The sequence below is a fragment of the Micromonospora sp. NPDC005806 genome (genome assembly GCF_042871425.1).
Taxonomy (GTDB): Bacteria; Actinomycetota; Actinomycetes; order Mycobacteriales; family Micromonosporaceae; genus Micromonospora.
On sequence record NZ_JBIAIL010000011.1, the window covers coordinates 137,051 to 161,980 of the forward strand.

21 protein-coding genes are annotated in these 24,930 nt (G+C 70.0%); 12 read left to right on the plus strand and 9 right to left on the minus strand.

From position 1 onward, the window contains the following. Positions 1-108: 108 nt before the first annotated feature. The gene (locus tag ACFYOS_RS14745) at positions 109-588 is read left to right on the plus strand and encodes a GNAT family N-acetyltransferase (RefSeq protein ID WP_387140486.1); all 480 of its coding nucleotides are present in this window, start codon (positions 109-111) and stop codon (positions 586-588) included. Here ACFYOS_RS14745 and rfbD read toward each other — a convergent pair. The 4 genes from rfbD to rfbA are packed head-to-tail and all read right to left on the minus strand — an operon-like array spanning position 585 to position 3,977. After that, on the minus strand, positions 585-1,451 hold the full coding sequence (rfbD, locus tag ACFYOS_RS14750; protein ID WP_387140617.1) for a dTDP-4-dehydrorhamnose reductase: 867 nt from the start codon (positions 1,449-1,451) through the stop codon (positions 585-587). The two genes, ACFYOS_RS14745 and rfbD, sit on opposite strands and share 4 nt — an antisense overlap. After that, positions 1,451-2,464 (minus strand): dTDP-glucose 4,6-dehydratase, encoded by a 1,014-nt coding sequence (gene rfbB, locus ACFYOS_RS14755; RefSeq protein ID WP_387140489.1) that lies wholly within the window; start codon positions 2,462-2,464, stop codon positions 1,451-1,453. The genes rfbD and rfbB overlap by 1 nt, the downstream gene beginning before the upstream one ends. Further along, the gene (gene rfbC / locus ACFYOS_RS14760) at positions 2,461-3,093 is read right to left on the minus strand and encodes a dTDP-4-dehydrorhamnose 3,5-epimerase (protein ID WP_387140492.1); all 633 of its coding nucleotides are present in this window, start codon (positions 3,091-3,093) and stop codon (positions 2,461-2,463) included. The genes rfbB and rfbC overlap by 4 nt, the downstream gene beginning before the upstream one ends. Further along, entirely contained in the window at positions 3,090-3,977 is an 888-nt protein-coding gene (gene rfbA / locus ACFYOS_RS14765) for a glucose-1-phosphate thymidylyltransferase RfbA (protein WP_387140495.1), read from the minus strand. Before rfbA ends, rfbC begins: the two co-directional genes overlap by 4 nt. Positions 3,978-4,497: 520 nt before the next feature. Here rfbA and ACFYOS_RS14770 point away from each other — a divergent pair. The 4 genes from ACFYOS_RS14770 to ACFYOS_RS14785 all read left to right on the plus strand — a co-directional run bounded on the left by ACFYOS_RS14770 (position 4,498) and on the right by ACFYOS_RS14785 (position 9,492). Continuing rightward, positions 4,498-5,865, plus strand: a complete 1,368-nt coding sequence (locus tag ACFYOS_RS14770; RefSeq protein ID WP_387140499.1) for a sugar transferase — start codon at positions 4,498-4,500, stop codon at positions 5,863-5,865. Between the two features lie 72 nt (positions 5,866-5,937). Beyond that, positions 5,938-7,365, plus strand: coding sequence for a UDP-glucose dehydrogenase family protein (locus ACFYOS_RS14775; RefSeq protein ID WP_387140502.1), 1,428 nt, complete (start codon positions 5,938-5,940; stop codon positions 7,363-7,365). Positions 7,366-7,607: 242 nt separating this feature from the next. After that, positions 7,608-8,528, plus strand: coding sequence for a GNAT family N-acetyltransferase (locus ACFYOS_RS14780; RefSeq protein ID WP_387140505.1), 921 nt, complete (start codon positions 7,608-7,610; stop codon positions 8,526-8,528). A 31-nt stretch (positions 8,529-8,559) separates the two neighbouring features. Further along, complete coding sequence (locus tag ACFYOS_RS14785) at positions 8,560-9,492, plus strand: glycosyltransferase (protein ID WP_387140508.1); 933 nt, start codon at positions 8,560-8,562, stop codon at positions 9,490-9,492. A gap of 6 nt (positions 9,493-9,498) precedes the next feature. Here the strand turns inward: ACFYOS_RS14785 and ACFYOS_RS14790 are convergent, their stop codons facing one another. The 4 genes from ACFYOS_RS14790 to ACFYOS_RS14805 form a co-directional block, all read right to left on the minus strand. Further along, positions 9,499-10,167 carry a polysaccharide deacetylase family protein gene (locus tag ACFYOS_RS14790; RefSeq protein WP_387140510.1) on the minus strand — a complete coding sequence of 223 codons (669 nt, stop codon included), beginning with the start codon at positions 10,165-10,167 and terminating at the stop codon, positions 9,499-9,501. A gap of 4 nt (positions 10,168-10,171) precedes the next feature. Beyond that, positions 10,172-11,038, minus strand: a complete 867-nt coding sequence (locus ACFYOS_RS14795; RefSeq protein ID WP_387140513.1) for a glycosyltransferase — start codon at positions 11,036-11,038, stop codon at positions 10,172-10,174. Continuing rightward, positions 11,035-12,381, minus strand: a complete 1,347-nt coding sequence (locus ACFYOS_RS14800) for a glycosyltransferase family 4 protein (RefSeq protein ID WP_387140515.1) — start codon at positions 12,379-12,381, stop codon at positions 11,035-11,037. Before ACFYOS_RS14800 ends, ACFYOS_RS14795 begins: the two co-directional genes overlap by 4 nt. A gap of 126 nt (positions 12,382-12,507) precedes the next feature. Next, the gene (locus ACFYOS_RS14805) at positions 12,508-13,158 is read right to left on the minus strand and encodes a hypothetical protein (RefSeq protein ID WP_387140518.1); all 651 of its coding nucleotides are present in this window, start codon (positions 13,156-13,158) and stop codon (positions 12,508-12,510) included. Positions 13,159-13,396: 238 nt separating this feature from the next. On the opposite strand from ACFYOS_RS14805, the gene ACFYOS_RS14810 reads away from it, so the two are divergent. The 7 genes from ACFYOS_RS14810 to ACFYOS_RS14840 all read left to right on the plus strand — a co-directional run bounded on the left by ACFYOS_RS14810 (position 13,397) and on the right by ACFYOS_RS14840 (position 23,773). Then, positions 13,397-14,389 carry a hypothetical protein gene (locus ACFYOS_RS14810; RefSeq protein ID WP_387140520.1) on the plus strand — a complete coding sequence of 331 codons (993 nt, stop codon included), beginning with the start codon at positions 13,397-13,399 and terminating at the stop codon, positions 14,387-14,389. A 115-nt stretch (positions 14,390-14,504) separates the two neighbouring features. After that, a complete protein-coding gene (locus tag ACFYOS_RS14815) occupies positions 14,505-15,734 on the plus strand; it encodes an O-antigen ligase family protein (protein WP_387140523.1) in 1,230 nt (409 codons plus the stop codon). After that, positions 15,731-17,206 carry an oligosaccharide flippase family protein gene (locus ACFYOS_RS14820; protein WP_387140526.1) on the plus strand — a complete coding sequence of 492 codons (1,476 nt, stop codon included), beginning with the start codon at positions 15,731-15,733 and terminating at the stop codon, positions 17,204-17,206. The genes ACFYOS_RS14815 and ACFYOS_RS14820 overlap by 4 nt, the downstream gene beginning before the upstream one ends. A gap of 14 nt (positions 17,207-17,220) precedes the next feature. Further along, on the plus strand, positions 17,221-18,024 hold the full coding sequence (locus tag ACFYOS_RS14825; RefSeq protein ID WP_387140529.1) for a glycosyltransferase family 2 protein: 804 nt from the start codon (positions 17,221-17,223) through the stop codon (positions 18,022-18,024). 196 nt (positions 18,025-18,220) lie between these two features. After that, entirely contained in the window at positions 18,221-19,261 is a 1,041-nt protein-coding gene (locus ACFYOS_RS14830) for a hypothetical protein (protein WP_387140532.1), read from the plus strand. Between the two features lie 397 nt (positions 19,262-19,658). Next, positions 19,659-22,652 (plus strand): DUF4082 domain-containing protein, encoded by a 2,994-nt coding sequence (locus tag ACFYOS_RS14835; protein WP_387140535.1) that lies wholly within the window; start codon positions 19,659-19,661, stop codon positions 22,650-22,652. Between the two features lie 89 nt (positions 22,653-22,741). After that, a complete protein-coding gene (locus ACFYOS_RS14840) occupies positions 22,742-23,773 on the plus strand; it encodes a glycosyltransferase family 2 protein (RefSeq protein ID WP_387140621.1) in 1,032 nt (343 codons plus the stop codon). A gap of 24 nt (positions 23,774-23,797) precedes the next feature. Here the strand turns inward: ACFYOS_RS14840 and ACFYOS_RS14845 are convergent, their stop codons facing one another. After that, a complete protein-coding gene (locus ACFYOS_RS14845; protein ID WP_387140538.1) occupies positions 23,798-24,925 on the minus strand; it encodes a biotin/lipoyl-containing protein in 1,128 nt (375 codons plus the stop codon). Positions 24,926-24,930 lie beyond the last annotated feature (5 nt).

Below are 24,930 nucleotides of genomic sequence, written 5' to 3' on the forward strand. Positions count from 1 at the left end.
CGGCGCGAGCCTTCGTACCGAGGCGCGGGGCCGGGCCGCAGCGTCGGACGGGACGGTGACCAGGCCGGACGTCCCGAGTGTGTCGGCGGGCCGCGTATTCTCCGGCGGGTGACCAATGAGGTGCGGCTCCGCCCGGTACGCGACGACGACCTGCCCGCGTTCTTCGCCCATGAGCAGGACCCGCAGGCGAACTGGATGGCCGCGTTCGGCCCGAAGGACCCGACCGACCGGGCCGCGTTCGACGACCACTGGGTCCGGATCCGTGCCGACGCGCGGATCGTCCCGCGCACCGTGACGGTCGACGGCGAGGTGGTCGGGCGCGTGATCGCCTTCCCGGTGGGGGAGCGCACCGAGGTCAGCTACTGGATCGACCCGCACCGCTGGGGTCGGGGCTACGCCACCGCCGCGCTCGCCGCGCTGCTACGCGAGCTGCCGCAGCGGCCGGTGCACGCCCGGGCGGCCAAGGACAACGCCGCCTCCCTCGCCGTGCTCCGCAAGTGCGGCTTCGTCGTGGTCGGCGAGGACTCCGGGTACGCCGACGGCCGCGGCGCCGAGGTCGAGGAGTACCTGCTGGAGCTTCCCGCCTAACGGGTCTCACCAGCGGCCAGTGCTTCGGCCAGGGTCGAGTGCCAGTCTGCCATGGGTCGTAAGTTCGCGGTGGTCCAGCGGTTGTGGGCCAGGATGCTGTAGCTGGGGCGGGTGGCGGGGCGGGGGTAGTGGTCGCTGGTGGTGGGTCGGATGCGGTTGGGGTCGAGGCCGCGGAGGGTGAACACGGTGCGGGCGAGGTCGTGCCAGGTGGTGTGGCCTGATGCGGTGCCGTGGTAGGTGCCGGGGGTGGCGTGGCCGGCGAGCGCCGCGTCGGTGAGCGCGATGAGCTGTTCGGCCAGTGCGGCGGACCAGGTGGGTTGGCCGTGTTGGTCGTTGACCACGTCGAGGTGCTCGCGTTCGCCGGCCAGGCGCAGGATGGTCGCGATGAAGTTGGGTCCGTGGGCGCCGTAGAGCCAGGCGGTGCGCACGATGTAGCCGGTGTCGGGCAGCAGGCGGGTGACGGCGTGTTCCCCGGCGAGTTTGCTGCGTCCGTAGGCGTTGACCGGGTGGGTGGGGGCGTCCTCCGGGTACGGCTCGGTGGCGTCGCCGGCGAAGACGTAGTCGGTGGAGATGTGGATCATGCGGGCGCCGGTTGCGGCGCAGGCCCGGGCCAGGTGGGCGACCGCTGTGCCGTTGACGGCGGTGGCGGCCTGTTCCTGTGTCTCGGCGGCGTCCACGTCGGTCCACGCCGCGGTGTTGATCACCATGTCGTGCCCGGTGACGGCGGCCCGCACGGCGTGCGGGTCGGTGATGTCGAGGTCGGCGCGGGTGGTGGCGGTGACCGACACGTCGGCCCGGGAGCGCAGGACGGCCAGCAGGTCCCGGCCCAGCATCCCGGCGGCGCCGGTGACCAGCAGCCGCATCACGACGCCACGGGCGAGGTGGTGCGCGTCCTCAGCGGTTCCCACCAGGCCCGGTTGTTCCGGTACCAGGCCACGGTCTGCGTCAGGCCGCGCTCGAGGTCGATGCTCGGCGTGTATCCCAGCTCGGCGCCGATCTTGCTGATGTCCAGCGAGTAGCGGCGGTCGTGGCCCTTGCGGTCGGCGACCGGCACCACCCGCTCCCACCCGGCGTCGCACGCCTCCAACAGCCGGGCGGTGAGGTCCTTGTTCGTCAACTCGGTCCCACCGCCGATGTGGTAGACCTCCCCGGCGCGGCCCTTCTCCTGCACCATGGCGATGCCCCGGCAGTGGTCGTGCACGTGCAACCAGTCCCGCACGTTGCCGCCGTCGCCGTACAGCGGCACGGTGCCACCATCGAGCAGGTTGGTGACGAACAGCGGGATGACCTTCTCCGGGAACTGGTACGGCCCGTAGTTGTTCGAACAACGGGTCACCACCACATCCATGCCGTGCGTGCGGTGATACGCCAACGCCAGCAGATCCGAACCGGCCTTCGACGCCGAGTACGGCGAGTTCGGCGACAACGGCCACGCCTCGGTCCACGACCCCTCGTCGATCGACCCGTACACCTCGTCGGTGGACACGTGCACGAACCGCTGCGTCCCGTGCCGCAACGCCGCGTCCAGCAGCGTCTGCGTACCCAACACATTCGTGGTCACGAACGGCCCCGCACCCGCGATCGAACGATCCACATGCGACTCCGCGGCGAAATGCACGACCACGTCATGACCGGCCACCACCTCATCGACCAACACCGGGTCGCAGATGTCCCCCCGCACGAACCGCAACCGCCGGTCCCCCCGCACGCAGGCGAGATTGTCCAGATTCCCGGAGTAGGTCAGCTTGTCCAGCACCGTCACCACGACCGGCTCCACGGCCGGCACCCCGCCAGCGTCACCACCGGGCACACCCAGCAGCATCCGCACATACTCCGACCCGATGAACCCGGCTCCGCCGGTGATCAGGATCCTCATCGGTGGCCACCTTCCGTCGAGGCAGGGGTTGCAGCCGAGTTCCGGCTCGCCAGCAAGGACCGGCAGGTCTGGTAGTCCGGGAGCTGTCCCGCTGCACGTGCCTGGGCCAGGGTCGGAGCCGCGGCGTCCCGCGCCGACAGCAGTGGCGCCTCCGTCGGCCAGGTGATCGCCAACTCAGGGTCGAGGGGGTGCACCGTGTGCTCCGCGGCCGGGTTGTAGGTGGCCGAGCAGAGGTAGCTGAGCGTGGCGTCGTCGGTCAGCGCACAGAAGCCGTGCCCCAGGCCTTCGCTGAGATAGACCGCGCGGCGGTCATCGTCGTCGAGCCGGACCGCCTCCCACTGCCCGAAGGTCGGCGAGCCCACCCGGATGTCCACCACCACGTCGATGACCGCCCCCCGTACGCACGTCACGTACTTGGCCTGGCCGGGGGGCAGGTCAGCGAAGTGGAGGCCACGGACGACGCCGTGCGCGGAGACGGAGAGATTGGCCTGCGCGAGCCGCAGCGGATGTCCGATCGCGGCGGCGAGCCGGTCGAAGCGGTACCACTCCAGGAACAGTCCGCGTGGGTCGCCGTGCTGCTGGGGGCTGATCTCCCAGGCCCCGTCGATGCTCAACGGCCGGATCTTCATCGACGCGCCTCCCCGCCGTGCTGCCGGTCCAGCAGGCCGAGCAGGTAGTCGCCGTATCCGCTCCTGGTCAGTGGCGCGGCCAACGTCCGCAGCTGGTCGTCGTCGATCAGCCCCGCCCGCCAGACGACCTCCTCGACGCACCCGATCTTCATACCCTGGCGCTCCTCGATGACCCGAACGAACTCGGCGGCCTGCATCATGGACGTGAAGGTGCCGGTGTCCAGCCAGGCGGTGCCGCGGTCCAGCACCGTCACGGACAGCTCGCCCAGCTCCCGGTAGATCTCGTTCATTGCCGTGATCTCCAGCTCGCCGCGCGCGCTGGGCGTCAGCTTGCGGGCGAAGTCGACCACCCGATTGTCGTAGAAGTACAGCCCGGGCACGGCGTAGCGGGACTTCGGCTGCGCGGGCTTCTCCTCGATCGAGAGCACCCGTCCGTCGGCGTCGAAGTCGACCACCCCGTACGCCCCGGGGTCCGCCACCTGGTAGGCGAAGATCCGGCCGCCGACCAGATCGCCGTGGCCGGCGAGCTGTCGGCCCAGGCCGACGCCGTGGAAGATGTTGTCGCCGAGAACCAGGGCCACGGGCTCGGCGCCGATGAAGTCGGCGCCGACGAGGAAGGCCTGCGCGATTCCCTCCGGGCGTGGCTGTACGGCGTACTCCAGCCGCAACCCCAACTGGGTGCCGTCGCCGAACACGCGACGGAACTGGTCCTGATCTTCCGGCGTCGTGACCATCAGAATCTCCCGCACGCCCGCCATGATCAATGTGGATAGCGGGTAGTAGATCATCGGCTTGTCGAAGATCGGCATGAGCTGCTTGGAGATCGCACGGGTGATCGGCCACAGCCGCGTTCCGGTGCCGCCGGCGAGAAGGATTCCGCGCATGGCGGGAGGTTACCGGCCGCGAAGCATCACCCGGAGGCCGGTAACCGAACGATTCTGACGACGTCCGAAAGTCGCGCGCGACTGCCTCGATCGGGTTGCCGGGGCAACTGGATGGACCATTGTGAAACACCGGATCGGTGCCGTGTCCGGCGCCGGTCAGCCGCTGCGTTGTCGGCAATTCGACTTCAGATAAGAAATACCGAAAACGGCGGTGGCGCACTTAGTGCATGGTCAGCATGCTCATACCTCAGTCGGTCCCGCCTGCGCCTCCCGGGGCACCACACTCCTGGCTGCGCAGTCGTTCGCGGGTACCGCGCCGGTTCAAGCCGGACGACAGGCCGTAGGGGCACGGCTGGTCGGCCCGGGTAAGTGGGGGCGGTGCAAATTGGTGGAAGTCGCGCAGGTCATTGACGACACGGCCATACGACACGGCGAGAGGTCGCCAACCGGCCATTCGGTCACCGCAACGCGGACCGGCTGGCAGTCCCGATACGTCGCCACACTGTGCCTCGTCGACCTCATGGTCGGACTGGCGTCCGCGGTCGTGGCCCTGGGCCTTCGATTCGGCTCGGCGACGGCCGAGCCGTACAACCGTGTCCATCTCTGGCTCACCGTTGCGCTGCCGTTTGCCTGGGTGCTGGCGCTCACCCTCAACCGAGCGTATGAATCGCGCTATCTATTCGTGGGAAATGATGAGTACGCTCGGGTATTCCAGACCGGGCTCGCCGTTACCGCCATGTTGGCGGTTGTCTCCCTCGCGTTCGAATTCCGGCTCGCCAGAGGCTACGTGATCATCGCGATGCCACTGGTCACCGTCGCCGGCGTCGCGGTGCGCTACCTGGTCCGCCAGCAGCTGCACCGTTCGTGGGCACGCGGTGAGCGGCTGCACCGGGTGATCCTGGTCGGGCACGAACTCGCCGTCGCCGAGATGACGAGGAGGCTGCGCCGCGAGTGCTACCACGGGCTCGGCGTGGTCGGCACCTGCCTCCCGCACCCACCGGCGGGACTCGCGGAGCAGCGCGGCGGCGGGCTGCCGCCGATCCTCGGCACCTTCGAGGACGTTCCGGCGGCCGTCGCACAGGTGAGTGCGGACACCGTCGTCGTGCTCTCCTGTCCAGAGATGGCGGGAGCCGCGCTGCGCCGGTTGGGGTGGCAACTCGAACGCGACGAGGTCGACCTCATCGTCGCCAGCAACCTCGTCGACGTGGCCGGCGACCGCACCACCGTCCGACCCGTCGACGGGTTGCCGATGCTGCACGTCGAGCACCCTCGACTGAAGGGCGGCCGGCGGGTTGTCAAGTCGGTGTTCGACCGGGTGTCGGCGCTCCTGCTGCTGATTCTCGCCGCCCCGCTGCTGCTCGCGATCACCCTGCTGGTCTGGATGAGCCCGGGTGCCGGTGGTCCCGCCATCTTCCGTCAGGTGCGGGTGGGCAAGAACGGCCGGCCGTTCGTCATCTACAAGTTCCGGACGATGTACGTGGACGCCGAAGAACGCCTGGCGGACCTGCTCGGCCGCAACGAGAGCGACGGCGAGCTGTTCAAGATGCGGCAGGACCCGCGGGTGACCCCGGTCGGGCGGTGGCTGCGCCGGCTGTCGCTGGACGAGATCCCGCAGCTCGTCAACGTGCTCACGGGCGACATGTCGCTGGTCGGACCCCGGCCGCCGCTGCCTCGCGAGGTTGCCAACTATCCGTCGGACATGCGCCGACGTCTGGTGGTCAAGCCGGGGCTGACCGGGCTGTGGCAGGTCTCCGGCCGCTCCGACCTGTCCTGGGAGGAGTCCATCCGGCTCGACCTGTCGTACGTGGAGAACTGGTCGCTGACCATGGACCTGGTGATCCTGGCCCGCACGCTGAGCGCCGTCGTCCGAAGCTCCGGAGCCTACTGACCGCGCTGCCCCCTGTCATCGCACAGCCGACGCACGCGCTGTCGGTCGCGTCATGATCGTCTGGAGGAAGCCATGGACACCGGGCTCACCGAGCCGGCGGATGCCGCTGCCCTCAAGCTCACCGTCATCGGCACCGGCTACCTGGGAGCCACCCACGCGGTGTGTATGGCCGTGCTCGGCTACCAGGTTCTCGGCGTCGACGTCGACGCGAGCAAGATCGAGCGCCTGGCCGCGGGCGAGGTGCCCTTCTTCGAACCCGGGCTGCCCGAGTTGCTGGCCAAGGCGTTGGACTCGGGGCGGCTCCGCTTCACCACCTCGCTGGACGAGGCGGCCGACTTCGGCGACGTCCACTTCCTCTGTGTCGGGACCCCGCAGCGGGCTGGTTCGTACGCGGCAGACCTGCGGCATGTCGAGGCTGCGGTGACCAGGTTGGCCCGCGGCCTCCGGCGACGGGCGCTGGTCGTCGGCAAGTCGACGGTTCCGGTCGGCACCGCGGCCCGCCTCGCCGAGGTGCTGCGCGCGGTCTCGCCGGCCGGCGACAGTGTGGAGCTGGCGTGGAACCCCGAGTTTCTCCGCGAGGGCTTCGCCGTCGACGACACGATGCGTCCGGACCGGTTGGTGTTCGGCGTTTCCTCGCGGTGGGCCGAGCAACGGTTGCGCGAGGTGTTCGCTCCGGTCATCGGCCAGGGCAGCCCGGTGCTGGTGACGGATCCGCAGACCGCGGAGCTGGTCAAGGTCGCGGCAAACGGCTTCCTGGCGACCAAGATCTCGTACATCAATGCCATGGCCGAGGTGTGTGAGGCCAGTGGCGCGGACGTCCATGACCTGGCCACGGCGCTGGGGCTAGACGAGCGGATCGGCAACCGCTTCCTCCGGCCCGGGCTGGGCTTCGGTGGCGGGTGCCTGCCCAAGGACATCCGCGCCTTCATGCATCGGGCCGAGGAGTTGGGCGTGGGGCAGGCGGTGGCCTTCCTCCGGGAGGTGGACGGCATCAACCAGCGCCGCCGGGGGCGCATGGTGGACCTGGTGTGCGAGCTTGCCGGCGGGGACCTGCGCGGGGTCCGGGTGGCAGCCCTGGGTGCGGCGTTCAAGCCCAACTCCGACGACATCCGGGACGCGCCGGCTCTCGATGTCGCGAGCAGTCTGCACCAGGCGGGGGCACGGGTGCGGGTCTTCGATCCGGTTGCCATGGACAATGCTCGCCGGGCATATCCGGCGCTCGAATACGGCGACAGCGCCCTCGATGTGGCAACAGGTGCGGACGTCGTGGTGCTGCTGACCGAGTGGTCGCAGTTCCGGGAGATGGACCCGACGGCGTTGCGCGCCGTGGTGGCGAAGCCGCGCATCGTCGACGGCCGGCACGCCCTGGACCCGACGCACTGGCGTGCGGCGGGTTGGGAGTACCGGGCCCTCGGCCGACCGTGCGGCGATCCTGGTTCGCACTCGGTCATCCGAACAGTGCCGACACGCCGCCACGGGTCCACATGTGGAGACGGCTAACCGACACCGGCCTGAGTTCACCTTTCCTCCGGGAGCGGGCACGATGAGACGCGGCGAGAACGGCATTGTCCTGGGAGAGGCGACCGATGCAGATCTCCGTTGTCCGTCCGGGTGAGCTCGGCCCGGCCGAGGTCGCCGAGTGGCGGCAGATGCAGGAGTCACAGCCGAGGCTGCAGAGTCCCTTCCTCGCCCCGGAGTTCAGCCTCGCGGTCGGTCGTAGCCGCCCCACCGCCCGGGTAGCCGTGCTGCAGGACGGCCCGGAGATCGTCGGCTTCTTCCCCTACGAGGTGCGGCATCGGGTCATCGGCGTGCCGATCGGCTCCGGCATCTCCGACTGCCAGGGCCTGGTGCACCGTCCCGGCTTGGATTGGGATCCGATCCGGCTGTTGAAGGCGTGCGGTCTTGCGGTGTGGGAGTTCGATCATCTGATGGCTGACCAGTCACCCCTTGCGCCGTACCACGCCCGGGTGGCCAAGTCGCCCATCATCGATCTGTCGAAGGGCTACCAGAGCTACGTCGACGACCGGATGACCGATGGGAACCTGGTCCGGCAGGCGCTGCGCAAGCAGCGCCGGATGGTGCGCGAGCTCGGCGAGGAGCGCTTCGAGTGGGACGACCGCACCGAGGGCGCGCTGCTCGCGCTCCGGCGCTGGAAGTCGGCCCAGTATCGCCGGACACAGCAGTACGACCGGTTCCGGACGCCGTGGATTCAGGCGGTGCTGGAGGAGTTGTCCCAGTCGACCTCGGCCGACTGCCGTGCCGTGGTCTCCACGCTCTATGCGGGAGACCAGCCTGTGGCCGCCCATCTGGGCCTCCGGAGCCGGTCGGTGCTCGCCTACTGGTTCCCCGCGTACGACGCGGACCTCGCGCGGCACTCGGCCGGCATACTGCTCTGCCTCCGGATGGCGGAAGCCGGCGCGGCCGATGGCATCGAGCACATCGATCTTGGCAAGTCCGAGGCGCTCTACAAGAACCGGCTGACGAATGACGAGTTGCCGGTGGCCGAGGGGCGCGTGGGCCGGTCGTGGGCGGTGGCCGGCGCACGGCGGGCACATTCCGCGCTGGCGCGCTCCGTGCGCACCGGCGCCGTCGGTGATCGACTCCGCGCCGGCCGAACCGGCCGACTCCTTCGCGGTCTCCGCGCCCGTCTGCACGAGCGGTGACCGGCGGCATTTCCACGGCTGGGAGCATGTGATGAGCGTTTCCGAGGTAGCGGTTGCCGTCGTCGTGGTGACCTACAACAGCGAGCACCTGCTGCCCGACCTTCTCACCGCACTCGGCCCGGGCCTGGGCCGGCTGTCCTGGCACCTGACGGTCGCCGACAACGCCTCGGCCGATGGCACCGTTGCCACCCTGCACCGCCTGGCTCCCGAGGCGACCGTGGTCGAGATGGGGCGCAATGCGGGCTACGCCGCCGGTATCAATGCCGCGGTGGCCGCCGCACCGCCGCACTCCGCGGTGCTCGTGCTCAACCCCGACGTCCGGCTCGGGCCAGGCTGCGTCGAGACGTTGCTGGCGGCCCTCGCCGCGACCGGCACCGGCATCGCCGTGCCGCACATCGTGGACGGTGCCGGGGTACTCATCCCGACGCTGCGCCGCGAACCCACCATCCTCCGTGCCCTCGGGGACGCCGTTCTCGGGGCACGGCGAGCTGGCCGCTACGCCATCCTCGGCGAGGTGGTGACCGACGATCGCCGGTATGCCCGCGAAACGGTGACCGACTGGGCCGAGGGCTCCACGATGCTGATCAGTCGGGAGTGCTGGCAGCGGTGCGGACCGTGGGACGAATCCTTCTTCCTGTATTCGGAGGAGACCGACTTCGCCCTGCGGGCCCGAGACGCCGGCCTCGTGACGCGTTTCGTTCCCGATGCCGGCGCCGTGCATCTGGAGGGTGACTCCCGGCACTCACCGAAGCTGTGGGCGCTGCTCACCCTCAATCGGGTGCGTCTCTATCGCCGCAGACACGGCCTGGCGCGCACCGCGGCCTACTGGTTCGTGCTCCTGGGGCGTGAGGCCAGCCGCGCCCTCCTCGGCCGGCAGACCAGCAGAGCGGCAGCGCGTGACCTGCTGAGGCCCGCGAAGATACGTGAGGTGCCGGGACCCGCCACGGTGCACTCCGCAGGGTGACGCCGCCTATCGCCAGCGTTTGGCCACGCTCACCAACTCGCCCCGGATCCGTTGGGGCCAGCCTCGGCTGGCCCCAACGGCCGCACGCAACGAGGCGGGCGTGTCGTCGCGGCGGACGCTGAACCTCGGCTGCAGCCACGCCGCTCGCCTGGCCGGTCGGCGGTCGCTGGTGAAGACCGCGGTGTAGCCGAGCCGCCGGAGCTCGCCGAGCGCCCGCCGGTCGTACTGTCCGCGTGGGCAGGCGGCCGTCGTGATGTCCTGCCGGATCACCTCGGCGAGGCGGTCGCGGGCCGTCACCAGCTCGTCGTACGCCGTCTGCCCGTCCATCCCGCGCCACGAGCGGTGGTGCATTCCGTGGGTACCGATCACCATGCCGTGGCCCTGCAGTTCCCGTACGTCGTCCTCGTCGAGGCTGCCGGCCGTTCCGAGCCGCCCCGCGAGGACGAAGAACTCGGCCGACAGGCCGCGTGCGGTGAGGCCCGGCAGACCGATCCGCACGTCGGAGAGGTTGCCGTCGTCGAAGCTGATCCGTACCGACGGCCAGGTGGCCAGCTCGTCCAGGATGGTGTGGAGCTGGTCTCGATGGATCCAGTAGCGATCCTCGCCGGGCTCGAGCTCCCGGCGCGGCTCCCCGATGCCGTGGAAACAGATGTTGATGGTGGTGCCGGTTTCCACGTGCCTACCGTTGGACTCGGGCATGCGTGTCTTCCTGTCGGGATGAGTCGTCGCGCGCCCAACCGGCGGCGCCGTTGCGGTCGCTCTGGGCGGACAGCGCGGCGAGGACCGTGATCGCCACGTAGCAGAGCGCGGCCGGGGCGAGCCAGGGCCGGGGGAGGACGACGTCGCGGAGCCAGGAGAGGCGGGCCGCGGGGCGGACGGTGGCGGCGACCTGGCCCTGGTCGGCGGCGGCCCGCATGGCCGAGTTGCCGCCGCGTACCCGGCTCAGCCGGCGCACCAGGTCCCGGGTGCGCCGTGGGGTCGCCACCCGCGAGCTCACCGTGTCGACCTGCCGCTTCTCGGCCGCCCCGAACAACGAATCGAGGAACAGGTCGTCGGCCACGAGCGCCGGGAACCGATCGAAGCGACGTCGCCCGGCTTCGGACAGTCCGATCACGCCGCGCCCGAAGAGACCGTCGCGGAAGACCGGTAGTTGACGGTGGATGCCGAAGTAGGCGCGGACCAGCAGCGGCCGGCCGGTCAGGTCCAGTTCCCGGCGGACCGTCGCGGCCAGGTGTGGCCCGTCAAGCGCGGCGGCGATCGCCCGTACCGCCTGCGTGGAGAGCACCACGTCGGCGTCGAGATAGATCCGTGGGAATCCCCGCGCGGCCTCGTCTCCCGTGTTGAGGGCGGCCGGCTTGCCTGCCTCGGCGAGTTCGATGACCCGTACCCCCGGCCGCGCGGCGGCGATGGCGGCGGTCTCGTCGGTGCAGCCGTTGGCGACGACCGTGACATCGAACTCGTCGGGCGTGGCCTCGGCCAGCAGGGCGTCGAGGCAGCGGCCGATGACGGCGCGCTCGTTGTGGGCCGCGACGACGATGCTGGTCACCGTGTCGCGGCCCGCGAGTCGGTCTCCGCCGACGCGGGGCGCTGCGCCCGCACGTCGTCGCCCGCCGGGGGAGTGGCCACGTCGGCCGCTGCACCGGTGGGGAGGGCGCGCGCGGCAACGTCGTGGGGCAGCCGCTTGGCGAGGAGCCGGTGCCACACCGCGAGGTAGGCGTCGGCCTGGTGCTCCCAGGCGAGGCTCTCCCGGAAGCGGGCCAGGCCGACGGCGCGCATCTGCCCCCGCCGGGCGGGATCGTCCAGCAGGTCGTCGATGGCCTCGGCGAATTCCGCCGGCGCGCCGGTGGGGACGTAGGCGCCGGCCTCGCCCACGCCGCGTCGCGTCTCGAGAAGATCCACAGCCACAACCGGCACGCCGCGGCCAAGGTACTCGACGGTCTTGGCCATGGTGGACAGCTGGTTCATGCGGGTCGGCAGGTCGGGCTGGATCGCGACCGTGGCGGTGCGGAGCAACTCGTCAACGGCCCGGCCGTCGAGCCAGCCGGTGAACTCCACCACGTCCGTCAGGCCCCGGTCGGCAGCGAGCCCGCGCAGGGCCGGCATGCTCTCACCGTCGCCGGCGAGCACCAGGCGCCAACCGGTCCGCCCGCGGCGGTGGGTCAACTCCTCGGCGGCCAGCACGGCTCCCTCCACGTTGTCCTGCGGACCGAAGACGCCGAGATACACCACCGTGTGATCGGCGCCTCCGGGATCCGCCGGGTCGGTCGTCCCGCTCGGCTCGGCTATCTCTCCCCGGGCCGGGCCGTTGCGGACCACCGTCACCCGTTCCGGCGCGACACCACGACGTACGGCATTTTCCTTGAACGACTCGTTGGTGGCCACGACCTCGGTGGCCGTCCGCAGGGTCAACCACTCGAAGGCCCGGAGGACCCGGAAGGCCCATTTGTTCGGGGTGCCGACGCGGGAGGCGTAGACCTCGGGGCAGAGGTCGTGGTGGTCGAAGACCCATGGGCGGCCCAGGGCCCGCAGCAGCAGCGCCAGCGGCCAGTAGACGTCGGGTGGGTTGCACACCTGCACGGCGTGGGCCCGTCCACTGAGCACCTCGGCCAGCAGCCGGACCGCGATGCAGAGGAATGACCAGCCGAACTCGACCGCGTACGAGAGGACCCCGTGGCCGTACACAAAAACCGGGTACGGCCGCAGGCGCGTGCCTCGACTGCCCGGCAGTGTGCGCAGGCTCCGGTCTCCGCGCGGTGCGATGACGGTGACATCGAAGCCGTTCGCCTCCAGGCTCAGGCATTCCCTGATCACCCGGCGGTCGCGCTCGGCGGGAAGGTTGGCCACGAGGATGGCGATCTGAGGCCGGGAACCGTTCACGTTCAGGGTCACCTCGTTCACATCGCGAGCTGATTCCCTGCGTACCCTCCCCCTCGACGGATGGTGAGACAATCAACCGATGGGTCGCCCGGCGTGTCGGGATGTTTACAGCGGGCCATCGAAGGATCTTCGGCGCGACTACCGAGCCGCGTAGGCCGGCTCCGGACGCCGCCCGCGCTCCCCGCGGCGGCGGAGGAACTCGTCGGTCCAGAGTGTCACCGCCAAGGTCGCAACGATGCCGAGCAGCCCGGCGCCGACCAGGGCGCGCGATGGTGAGTGCGGCTGCAACGTCGCGCTCGGCGGGACCAGCACGGCGACGGTGATGCGCAGTTGCGGGGACACCTCCCACCGGTCCTGCAAGGCCTTGAGCTCCTGCTCGAAGCCGTCGGTGAGGATGGCGAGCGCGCGCAGTCCGGCCTGCTCGTCGGGCGCGATCGTCGTCACCGTCATCGAGCCGATCACGTACCGGGGCTCCTGGTTGGTGCCGGTGTTGCGGGGCTGAAAATCGTAGGGACCGGTCACCCCCGCCGCCTGGAAACGTGCCTGCGCATCGGGTGTGCTCAGCCGCTTCGCCACCGCCGCTCCGGTGATCGAGATCGACGGGTAGAGGCCGGTCATGGGGTTGGGTGCGTACGGCGAGACCGGTGGCTGCATCACCACGACCTCGGAGGCGAGATAGCGAGGTGCGATCTGCGTGGCGCCCAGCCCGGCCATCATGGTGATCACCATGCCGACGGCGAGGAGATACCACCGTCGGCGCAGCGCCGCGACAAGATGGGGCAAATACATGCCTTCGAGTCCTTTCTGGTCCGCTCGCCGCTTATGCTGGGTGGTAGGTCAGCCGTGGGTGGAGGATGCCACGCGGTATGGACGAATGCAGCAAGGAACTCGACCGGATCGGCGGTACCCGTCCTGCGTCCGGCCGATATAGCTTGGCTTCGACCTTGGCGCCGGATCGTCCGCGGTGTCGTGGATCGCTCATCTGGTTGGCGGCGGTTGACGTCCTGGAACGAGCTGGAGGGGCGTCGTGGACCTAGGCGAGATCCTGTTGGTGGCTCGCACCCGCTGGTACATCATCCTGCCGATGATGCTCCTGGCGGTGGGGCTCAGCGTGGCTGCCTTCGTGCTGGTGCCGACCTCCTACCAGTCGACCACCACCGTCAGCCTGCTCAGCTCGCCGGCCGCCACCGACGCCGCCACGCCGGGCGAGAACAACGACAACCCGTTCCTCAACTTCAACGGATCCCTCGTCGCCACGGCCGACTTCCTCGGTCGCAGCCTGCAGTCCACCGGTGCCCAGGCGGAGCTGCTCAGGATGGGGGTGACCGAGGACTTCGAGGTCGGACTGGCCGAGGGAGCGCAGGGGCCGTTCCTGACCTTCACCGTCACCGGCACGGACCAGGCCCACCTGCTCGCCTCGACCGCGACCATCGCGCGGTACGCGGACACCAAGCTGACGTCGATCCAGGCGGAGAACGGCGTCAAGCCGAAGGACATGGTCCGGATGACGGAGATCATCCCGCCGCAGAAGCCCGAGCCGCAGCTCAAGGACAAGCTCAAGGTGGTGATCGCGGCCGGCGGCGGCACCACCGCGCTCGCCGTGCTGGTGACGTTCGTGGTGGAGAGCCTGGCGCGTTCCCGCCGGCGACGTCTGGAGCTCGCCGCCGTCACCGCGCCCTCCGCAGGTGTCGCCGGCGGCTCCGCGCGGGTGCCCGGCCGACCGTCTCCGGCACCGCAGCCGCAGCCGCAGCCGCAGCAGCCGGCGAACACCGCGCGGAACGGTCGTGCCGACCCGGGCAAGCCCGCTGTGGTCAACAGTGGCGCCGAACGTCGTGGCGGCCCCGGCGGATCCGACGAGACGGTGATCATGAGCCTGCGGCCGGCGCCCGGGCCGGCCCCGAGGCCCGGGGGCGCGGGGTGGACGACGGGCTCGGCGCCGGCCGCACCGTCCACCACGTACCGGTCTTCCGAGAGGTCCCACCCCAGAGGCCAGAATGCCGACCGGCTTAACGGAAGCTAGCCGTCACCCTGCCGTTCCGGCGCCGCGGCGAGCCGCCAGCCGCATCTATCTGTCCCAGCAGCGGATTGCCAGCCTGGGACCACATTCGCTGCTCACCCTCTACATCACGCTGTTGATGCTCGTTCCGTCCCGGTTGGTGTTCCCGGGCATCGGGGCGACCGGGACCGTGGCGAACATGTTCGTCCTCGTCGGCCTGGTCTGGTTCCTCGCCAGCTGGCTGATGAGGCGGGCCCGGCCGGCGCCGTTCACCCGGGCGCCCCGGCTCGCTCTCCTCGGCGTCGCGGTGGCCGTGTTGCTCAGTTACATCGCCGCCGCCCGACGGGACGCCGAGCCGCTGGAGGTGAGCGCAGCCGATCGAGGACTGATCCAGCTCCTGGTGTGGGCGTCCATCGTGCTCCTCGCCACGTCGGTCCGGAGCTACGACCACCTCGACCGGCTGCTGCGGGTCTTCGTGCGGTGCTGCACGGTCGTCGCGGTCGTCGCCCTGGGCGAGTTCGTGTTGGGGACGAGCCTGACCGCCTGGATCCAGATCCCGGGGATGTCGAGCGGCGCCCAGGAACTGGTCACCAGGGGTGCCTTCGTTCGACCCACCGCGACCGCCGCGAACACCCTCGAACTCGCCACCGTGATGGCGCTGGCGCTGCCGTTCGCCCTCCAGCAGGCGTTCCACGGCGGAGAGCGCCGGGTCCTGCGGCGCTGGCTGCCGGTCGTGCTGCTCGCCATGGGCGCCATCACGACCGTCTCCCGGACATCGGTCGTGGGTCTGGTCGTGGTGATGCTCGTGCTCCTGCCGACCTGGAGCGCGCGGCGGATCGGGTGGACGTTCGCCACCGTGCTGCCGTCGCTGGCCGTCGCCAGACTGGTGATGCCTGGCCTCGTGGTGACGATCATCGGCCTCTTCACCGCGATGGTGAACGGCGGCGACAACAGCACCCAGTCCCGCACCGCGACGAGCGAGAGCGTCAGCGCCTACCTCGCCGGGCGGCCCTGGACCGGCCGGGGATACGGCACCTTTCTGCCACTGATGTACCGCTACACCGACAACCAGTATCTGCTTGCCCTGTTGGAGATGGGCGTGGTCGGCGTGGTGAGCATCGTCCTCGTGTACGTCACCATGCTGCACTGCGGCGGCGCCGGTCGGCGGCGGTTCCTCGATCCGGCCCGCCGGGAGACCGGCCAGGCCTTCGTAGCTGTCGGATTCGTGATGCTGGTGGTGACGTTCACCTTCGACACGCTTAGCTTCCCGATGGTGGCCGGGACCACATTCCTGTTCCTCGGTCTATCGGGCGCGTACCTGGGCATCGCCCGCACAGAGGAGCTCCAGAGGGGAGATCCGGCTCCGTGACGGATTTGAACCAGAAGGTCGCTGCGGCGGCCCGCTGGAGCATGATCAACACTATCGTGCGCCGGGTCGGCACCTTTGCGACCGGTGTCGTGCTGGCACGGCTGTTCTTCGGGCCGTACGAGTGGGGGCTGTACGCCGTCGGGCTGCTGGTCCTGGCGATGATGCTCTCGTTGAACGAGATGGGCGTCAGCCTGGCCCTCGTGCGCTGGGACGGCGACATCAGGCGGTTCGCGCCGACCGTCCTGACCTTGTCGACCGTCTCCAGCAGCGCCTTCTATCTCCTGCTCTTCGTCACGGCGCCGACGGTGGCGCGCCTGCTTGGCTCGCCCGAGGCGACGACGATGCTGCGGTTGCTCTGCCTCACCGTGGTCATCGACGGCATCGCCTGCGTGCCGATCGGCAAGCTCAACCGCGAGTTCCAGCAGTTCAGGCGCACCGTCGTCGACGTCGCCAACTTCCTGGTGAACACTGTTGTCACGATCGCCCTGGCGGCCACGGGGATGGGGGCGATGGCCTTCGCGTGGGGCTCGCTCGCGGGCAACATCGTGGCGCTGGTCGGATTTGCTCTCTGCGCCCCTGACATGCTCCGGTTCGGCTGGGACCGGACGCAGGCGGTGCGGCTGCTGCGGTTCGGGCTTCCGCTGGCCTCCGCGAGTCTGCTCACCCTCGGCATCGTCAACGTCGACTCGGTTGTCGTCAGCTCGGTGCTCGGTCCGGCCGCGCTGGGCCTGTACGCGATGGCCTTCAACATGTCGAGCTGGCCGGTCCGGATCGTGTCGGACACCGTGCGCCGGGTGTCGTACGCCGGCTTCTCCCGCCTGGCGGACTCTCCGGAGGCGTTCGCCGCCGGCTTCCACCAGGGGTTGGCCCTGGTGCTGGCGGCCGCGGTGCCGTTCTGCGTGCTGCTGGGAGTGCTCGCCGAACCGGTCATCCGGCTGGTGTACGGCGACCAGTGGGCCGGGGCGGCGGTGTCGCTGCAGTTCCTCGTGGCGCTGGGGCTGATCCGGGTCGCCGTCGACCTGGCGTACGACTGCCTGGCCACCCGCGTGCGCAAGACCCTGATGGTGATGCAGGCCTGGTGGCTGTTCAGCCTCACTCCGGTGCTCCTGCTGTTCGCCCACTGGTTCGGCATCGCGGGCGTGGCGGCCGGGCAGGTGGTGGTCGCCGGTCTGCTCGTCGCGCCGGTGTTCATCGTGGTGCTGTCCCGGTTGGGCATCCGACCCGCGCAGATGCTGCGCGCCGGCGCCCGGCCGGTGCTCGGCGGGCTGGTGATGGGGGCACTGGCCTGGGGAATGCACCTCGCCCTCGGCGGCGGTTTCGTCTCGCTGGCGGTCATCGGGCTGGCGTCGCTGGCCGGGTATCTGCCCTTCGTCCTGCCGCTGCTGCGGAGCCGCCGGGCGGACCGGTCGCAACCCGAACGCACGACGGACCGCGACGGTGAGCAGCCGCTCGCGACGGTCGCGAAGAGTTGAGTGGAGACGCACAGATGGGCTGGGTAAAGCGGCGCCTCCGCGCCACCTTCGGCTGGCTGCCCCTCGAGGAACTGCGCAACAAGGTGTTGCTCGGTCACACGGCGGTCGGGCTCTACCGCTTCGAGCGGTCCGAGATCGCCCGGCTCGTGGCCACGCTGCCCGGCAGCCTCAAGCCTCGCGCCCTGGTGGCGACGATCGTGTTGACGTACAAGCGGCCGGACGGACTGCGGCGGGCGGTCGAGTCGGTGCTGGCCCAGACCGTGACCGACAACGTCGTCATCGTCGTCGACGACGGCGGCGGTCAGCTCCCCGAGCTGCCGGCCGACCCGCGGCTGCACGTGGTCAGCCTGCGCCGCAACATCAATGTGCTGGGGATCAGCCGCAACATCGGGATGGGTCTGACCGATTCCCGGTTCGTGGCGTTCCTCGACGACGACAACGTCTGGCATCCGCATCACCTGCAGACCGCGCTCGCGCGGCTGCAGAGCGACGACCCCTCGCGGCCCAGGCCGGACGGGGTCTACACCGCCATGCGTCGGATGACGCCGGACGGGCGGCAACGCGACATCCTGTCCGTGCCGTTCGACCGCAGGCTCGCCTGGGAGAGGTGCTTCCTCGATTCCAACCCCTTCGTGGCGAGACGCTCCGCCGACCTGGTGTTCAGCCGGCTGCGCCGCAGTTCCAGGGTGGCACCGAAGGAGGACTGGGAGCTGATCTATCGGTTCAGCCGGCGGCACCGGGTGGAGCACATTCCCGAACCGACGGTCGACTACGTGATCAACCCGAACAGCTACTGGACGGCCTGGGAACTCACGTAATGGGTTCGGCGCGGCGCCGCCGAGGCCCGTAGGAGGTCGAGAGTCGATGCCCGACAAAGGGCGCAGCACCGTCAGGGGGTGGCCGATCCTGGCCGCGGCCGGGATGCTCCTGGTCGGTGCCGCCGTGACGGTGGTGGCGTTGAACCGTGGCACGGCGGACCCGACCGGCTGCGCGAACCCGGCGGAGTGCCACGCGGTGACCGCTGCCGCCGGGGCCACGGCCGCCCCGACCATCACCGATGAGGGGACTCCCGCGCCAACCGCTACCGCGGCGGGCTCCGCCGGGGCGCGGGCCGCCGACCCCACCGGTGGTGGCCGCTATCCCGCCCGCTTCTCGGTCGGCGCACCGGGCGTCGGGCGCTACCGGCAGTCGGATGCCCAACTGCCCGTGCCGCGCGGCTACCGGGTGTACGAACCGCACGACCAGGCCAGCAAAGAATGGGACCTGTACGACTGCAAGGGCACGGTCAATCTCGACCGGATCTACTTTCGCGCCTTCATCTACATCGGCACGGACTGCCACGGCACGGTCAACATCACGAACTCGATAATCGCCCCTCCGCCGGGCTCGGCCAACCGGGCCGTGCTGGTCAACGCCAACTCGGCCGGACGCCTCACCCTGAACATCAGGAACACGACCATCCGGCCGGAGCCGGTCGGCCTCGGGCAGCAGAACGCCGCGCTGACCGATCACGCGATCAATGACTGTGCCACCTGCACCATCCGGATCAGCGGCGTGGATGTGGCGAACACCGGCGGCATGTGCCTGTGCGGAGCCAACGTCACCATCGAACGGAGCTGGCTCCACGACAACTACATCGCCCACCTCGCCGACCCGTCCCAGGCGCATACCGGAGGAGTTTTCCCGTACGGGGGCAGTGGCCCGGTGTCCATCAGCAACAGCCGGCTCGAGCCGGGGGTTGACGCCTTCACCGGGAAAGAGGTGGCGGGCTACTGGAAGGCGATAACCGCGGTCTTGTTCACGCAGAGTCAGGGCGGCTCCACTTTGCGCAATTACCTGGTGCGGGACAGCTTCATCTCGCTCGGCGCGTTCGGCCTGTACGCCCAGGACGGGATCGGCCTGCGGCTGCGCGACAACGTCTTCGGCCCGACGCACTGGGGGCACACCAGCCGGTGCGGATCGGACTGCCGGGCCACCTATGCGGAGTGGTCCAACAACGTCGTGGGCTCGATCGACGGCACGCCCACCGGCGAAGCCGTTCCCCGACCGTCATGATCGGATTCCGTACGGTCGGCGACGCTCGTCAAACCGAATGGCTGCGTGGCGCGGAATGATCGTCGACCGTCGCTCGGCGCGACAATGTCCGATCGGTGTTGCAGCCGACACGCGCAGATCTGGTATCTCCCGGCCGCTTACGTACGCTCAGGATCGTCCGGCGGCCATTCTTGTAGGAGCAGCGATCCGTATGAGGTCTCGGGTGTTTCGGGCCGCGATAGCGGCGGTCACGGGAGCGGCATTGGTGCTGATTCCCGCGTCAGCGAGTTCCGCCGTGTCCGATCCGTGTGGCACCGGCTCCAACCCCATTGTCTGCGAAAACTCCAAACAGGGCACACCGCGCGAGGACTGGTACGGCGAAAGCGCCTGGGGCGATATTGAGGGATTCGCCACCCGGATGAGCGTGCAGCCGGGGGAGACGCTCCAGCTGAAGGTGCAGTCTCCGACCACCTTCGACGTCGACATCTACCGGCTCGGCTACTACGGCGGTGACGGCGCTCGGCGGATGCCGACCTCACCGACGAGCAGTTTCCCCGCCCGGACCCAGCCGGCGTGCCTGCACGACGCGAGCACCGGACTGGTGGACTGCGGCAACTGGACGACCAACGTGACCTGGACCGTGCCCTCCGACGCCGTCTCCGGGGTCTACCTCGCGACGCTCGACCAGCCGAACGGTGCGGGCTTCGCGCACGTGCCGTTCGTCGTCGCGGATACGTCGAATCACTCCGACGTCCTGGTGCAGACCGCGGACCAGACCTGGCAGGCGTACAACGACTGGGGTGGCCAGGACCTCTACGGTGGCGGCGGGCCGGCGTACGACGGCCGGGCGTACAAGGTGAGCTACAACCGCCCAATGCGGATCGCCGGCGACAACGGCATTCTCTCCGCCGAGTACCCGATGATCTACTGGCTGGAGCGCAACGGCTACGACGTCAGTTACGCCTCGGGCATCGACGTGAGCACCAAGCCGTCGATGCTGCTCGACCACAAGGTCTTCATGTCCTCCGGTCACGACGAGTACTGGAACCAGGCCCAGTGGAACAATGTGGTCGCCGCCCGCGAGGCCGGTGTCAACCTGGCCTTCTTCAGCGGCAACGAGGTCTTCTGGCGCACCCGACTGGAGCCCTCCGTGGCCGGCGGCGGCGGCGACAACCGCACCCTCGTCTGCTACAAGATGACCAAGATGCGGCAGAACCCGCCGAACGGGATCGCGGACCCGAGCGGGCAGTGGACCGGCACCTGGGTCGACTCGGTGGGGGCCGGCTCCGGTGGCGCCACCCCGCCCAACCAGCTCACCGGCACCATCTTCAGCGTCAACGGCTACCGCAACGACGCGATCACGGTCCCGGCCGCGTACCGGAATCTCCGCCTGTGGCGGAACATCCCGTCCATCAACAACCTGGCATCCGGGCAGGTAGCCACATTCCCCGTCGGCACGCTCGGCTATGAGTGGGATTCCGACGTCGAGAACGCGGTCCGCCCGCCGGGCGCGGTGGCCTTCTCCTCGACGACGCTCGCCATCACCGACGGCTCACTGCTGTTGGACGAAGGGAACAACTACGGGAACGGCACGGCCACGCACAGCCTGATGGCCTATCGCGACCAGTCCTCCGGGGCGCTGGTCTTCGGCGCCGGCACCGTGCAGTGGTCGTGGGGGCTCAGCAGCCTGCACACGATGCTGCCCAGCACCGAGGACCAGCGCATGCAGCAGGCGACCGTCAACCTCCTCGCCGACATGGATGCCCAGCCGCTGACCCGGCAGGCCAACCTGGTCGCCGCCACCAAGTCGACCGACACCACCGGACCGGCGGTGACCCTGACCGCGCCCGCGGCCGGCGCCACCCTGCCGGTCCTCACCCCGGTCACCGTCACCGGAACCGCGGCGGAGGTCGGCGGCGGCCAGTTGGGCCGCGTGGAGGTCTCCACGGACGGCGGCACCACCTGGGCCGCGGCCACCGGGCAGGGGAACTGGTCCTACACCTGGACTCCGAGCAGCCAGGGTCCCGCGCAGATCATGGTGCGGGCCTCCGACGACAGCCTCAACATCGGGGCGGTCACCACCCGGAGCGTGACCGTCGGACCGCAGCAGTGCCCCTGCACGGCCTACCCGCCGACCGCGGTGCCGAGCAACATCGACTCCTTCGACGCCTCGCCCAACGAGCTCGGCGTGAAGTTCCGGGTCGGCGGGCCGAGCTCGGTCACGGGCGTCAAGTTCTACAAGGCCAGCACCAACACCGGCACGCACGTCGGGAAGCTGTGGACCTCGTCGGGCCAGCTGCTCGCCTCCGGCACCTTCACCGGCGAGACCGCGAGCGGCTGGCAGACGCTGACCTTCGCCAATCCCGTGCCGGTCGCCGCCAACACCACCTACGTGGCGTCGTACTACACGCCCACCGGGCACTACTCGTACACCAGCAACTACTTCGCCAACCAGGGCGCGGGGCTGTCGGCCGTACGGCTGCTGCAGTCGGGGGTGGACGGTGCGAACGGCGTCTACCGGTACGGCTCGGGCGGGGGCTTCCCGAACCTGAGCTGGAACAACACCAACTACTGGGTCGACGTCGTCGTCGACACGGTGGGGGCGGAGACCGAGCCACCGACGATCACCGCGAAGACCCCCGCAGCGGGCGCATCGGGTGTCGGGCTCAACGCCACGGTGACCGCGACCTTCAGCCACGATGTCGACCCGCAGAGCATCGAGTACTCACTCACCTCGAGCAGCGGTTCCGCCCCGGCCAGCTTCCGCTACGACAACACCACGCGCACGGTGACCATCCAGCCGCAGAACGCCCTGACCCCGTCGACCACCTACACCGCCTCGGTGCGGGCGACCGACGCCTGGGGCAACACCATGGCGGCGCCGTACACCTGGACCTTCACCACCGGCACGTCGGTCAGCTGCCCCTGCTCGGTCTGGAACGACTCCGTGGTGCCGACGACCCCCAGCGCCTCCGAGGTGAACTCCCTGGAGCTGGGCATGCGGTTCACCTCGGCCCTCGGCGGCTACGTCACGGGCGTGCGGTTCTACAAGGGCAGCGCCAACACCGGTACGCACACCGGCACCCTCTGGTCGAACACCGGCACCCAGCTCGCCACCGGAACGTTCACGAACGAGAGCAGCAGCGGCTGGCAGACGCTGATGTTCGACCAGCCGGTCCCCATCACGGCCAACACACCGTACGTGGTCTCGTACCACACGGATGTGGGTCGTTACGCCTACACCGGCAACCAGTTCACCCAACCGACGGTGTCCTACCCGTTGACGGCGGTGGCCGACTCACCGAGTGGCGGGAACGGCCTGTTCCGAGCCGGTTCAGGTGTCGCCTTCCCGACCTCCACCTGGAATTCGGCGAACTACTGGGTTGACGTGGTGTTCACGACGACTCCGTGAACGGCCGCGGGCCCGCGCCGGCACCGGTGCGGGTCCGCGGCACTGAGCGCGGACGAGGCAACGGAAGGGTGTCAGTGAGTACGGTCAGCGTGGTCATTCCGTGCTACAGGTACGGGGACTATCTCCAGGCGTGCGTGAGCAGTGTGCTCGACAACCAGCCCAACGTCGACGTACGCGTGCTCATCATCGATGACGCCTCGCCGGACGACTCCGCCGAGAAGGCACGGGCCATCGCGGCGGCGGACCCACGGGTCGAGGTCCGGGTCCACGAGACCAACCGGGGCCACATAGCCACCTACAACGAGGGCCTGCTGGAGTGGGCCGACGGCGACTACACCGTCCTGCTCTCCGCCGACGACCTCCTGACGCCGGGAGCGCTGACCCGGGCGGCCGGGGTGCTGGACGCCAACCCGAACGTCGGCTTCGTCTACGGGCGCCCGGTGCACTTCACCCACCCCGGTCCGCCGCCGGCGGCCCGCACCCGGGACCTGGGCCACCGCGTCTGGCCCGGGCACTGGTGGCTGGAGCGGCGGTTCCGCGAGGCCACCGGCTGCATCACCTCGCCCGAAGTCGTGGTGCGTACCGACCTGCAGCGCAAGGTGGGGGGCTACGATCCCGAGCTGCCGCACGCCGGCGACATCGAGATGTGGATGCGGCTGGCCGCGCACGCGGACGTCGGCCATGTGCGCGGGGCGGACCAGGCGTACTACCGCCTGCACGGCGGAAACATGTCGCAGACGGACTACGCCGGCCAGCTGGACGACCTGCGCCAGCGTAAGGCGGCGTACGACGCGGTGGTGCGCCGCTGCGGCGACCTGCTGCCCGACGCCGACCGGCTCGACGCGATGGTGCGCCGGCGCCTCGCCCGCCACGCCCTCCGGCGCGCGGTGCGGGCCTACGACCGAGGCCGTACCGCCAGCGTGCCCGAGGACGATCTGATCGCGTTCGCCGCGGAGTGCTGGCCGGAGTACCGCGCGCTGCCGGAGTACCGAGGCCTGCGGGTCCGGAAGCGGATCGGGCCGACGGTGATGCCGTACCTTCAGCCGCTGGTGCTCACCGCGGTCGCCGCCAAGGGTCGCGAGTGGCTGTGGTGGCAGTCCTGGAAGCGGCGCGGCATCTGACGGACCATCGCGGCCCGGGCGGTGCTACCGTCCGGGCCGCCGCAGCGGCACCACCGTCGTCGTGACGACCTTGGTCTTGACGGCGTGCTCGGCCGGGACCGATCGGACGATGACCGCGCCGGAGGCGACGACCACGTCGTCCCCCAGGACGACGTTCGGCTCGACGAAGATGCCGGTGCCGAGCCGCACCCGGTCGCCCACCGTCACCTTGCCCGATGAGACGCACGACGGGCCGGTCGCGTTGTCGGAGCCGATCCGACTGTGGTGGTCGAACGAGGTGTAGGCGGAGAGAAAGTTGTTGTCTCCCATCCGCACTCCGGTGCCGAGATGCACGAAGGCACAGATGATGTTTCCCTGCCCGAGGAGCACGTCGGTAGCGATCTTGGCGGTGGGGTCGATGGCGTTCGCCAGGGGGATGCCGGCCTCCGCGCACACCTCCCGGAAGCGTTGCCGGGTCTTCACCGAGGTGCCGATCGCGATGATCGCGGCGTCGTACGCGCCCTCGGCGAAGAGCGCGGCGAGCCGGTCCGTTCCGCCGACGATCGGCACGCCATGCACGTCGGCACCCCACCGCTGCGGGTCGTCGTCGACGATGGCGACGGTCCGCTGCGTCGTGGACCCAGCCAGGATGTCGATCACCTGGGTGGCGCCCAGCGCCCCGCCGATGAGCAGGATGCGCTGCACGCCGGGCTCGGCCGTCAGAGGCGCCGGGAGGGCGTCGTGGCCGACGCCGGCCGCGCGGGCGGCCGCCTCCACGTCCTTGGCGGTGATCAGCCGTCCCAGGTGGAGGGTCGCCAGGTCGACGCCCAGTTCCGCGGCCCGCTGCACGGCCTTGGCGCTCGCCCGGACGAGTGCCGGAGCCTCCGCCGCGGCCGCCGCCCGCGTCTCGCGCTCCCGCACGTACTCGGCGAGGTCGGCCGACGTCTCGAAGAGCATGGCGATCGGCTCGGCGAGGGGGACCTCCTGCAGCCGTCCAGCCAGTTGCAGGACGATGCCGGCCTCGGGAGCGACGACCTCGAGCACCGCCTTGCTGGTCTCGATCTCGGCGAGCAGGGTGTCCGCTTCCACCTTGGCTCCGTCGTCGACGAACCATGCCACGAGCACGCCGTGCTCGCTGTTGACGTCGCTGGTCGGCACCATTACCGGCTTCACGTTCT

What these genes read in the sequence shown, in the direction of transcription:
- rfbD (WP_387140617.1), bottom strand. Translation starts at nt 1,451, where the DNA reads ATGCGGCTGCTGGTCACCGGCGCCGCCGGGATGCTGGGCCGGGACCTG.
- rfbB (WP_387140489.1), bottom strand. Translation starts at nt 2,464, where the DNA reads ATGAGGATCCTGATCACCGGCGGAGCCGGGTTCATCGGGTCGGAGTAT.
- rfbC (WP_387140492.1), bottom strand. Translation starts at nt 3,093, where the DNA reads ATGAAGATCCGGCCGTTGAGCATCGACGGGGCCTGGGAGATCAGCCCC.
- rfbA (WP_387140495.1), bottom strand. Translation starts at nt 3,977, where the DNA reads ATGCGCGGAATCCTTCTCGCCGGCGGCACCGGAACGCGGCTGTGGCCG.
- ACFYOS_RS14770 (WP_387140499.1), top strand. Translation starts at nt 4,498, where the DNA reads ATGGTCGGACTGGCGTCCGCGGTCGTGGCCCTGGGCCTTCGATTCGGC.
- ACFYOS_RS14775 (WP_387140502.1), top strand. Translation starts at nt 5,938, where the DNA reads ATGGACACCGGGCTCACCGAGCCGGCGGATGCCGCTGCCCTCAAGCTC.
- ACFYOS_RS14785 (WP_387140508.1), top strand. Translation starts at nt 8,560, where the DNA reads ATGAGCGTTTCCGAGGTAGCGGTTGCCGTCGTCGTGGTGACCTACAAC.
- ACFYOS_RS14805 (WP_387140518.1), bottom strand. Translation starts at nt 13,158, where the DNA reads ATGTATTTGCCCCATCTTGTCGCGGCGCTGCGCCGACGGTGGTATCTC.
- ACFYOS_RS14815 (WP_387140523.1), top strand. Translation starts at nt 14,505, where the DNA reads ATGCTCGTTCCGTCCCGGTTGGTGTTCCCGGGCATCGGGGCGACCGGG.
- ACFYOS_RS14825 (WP_387140529.1), top strand. Translation starts at nt 17,221, where the DNA reads ATGGGCTGGGTAAAGCGGCGCCTCCGCGCCACCTTCGGCTGGCTGCCC.
- ACFYOS_RS14835 (WP_387140535.1), top strand. Translation starts at nt 19,659, where the DNA reads ATGAGCGTGCAGCCGGGGGAGACGCTCCAGCTGAAGGTGCAGTCTCCG.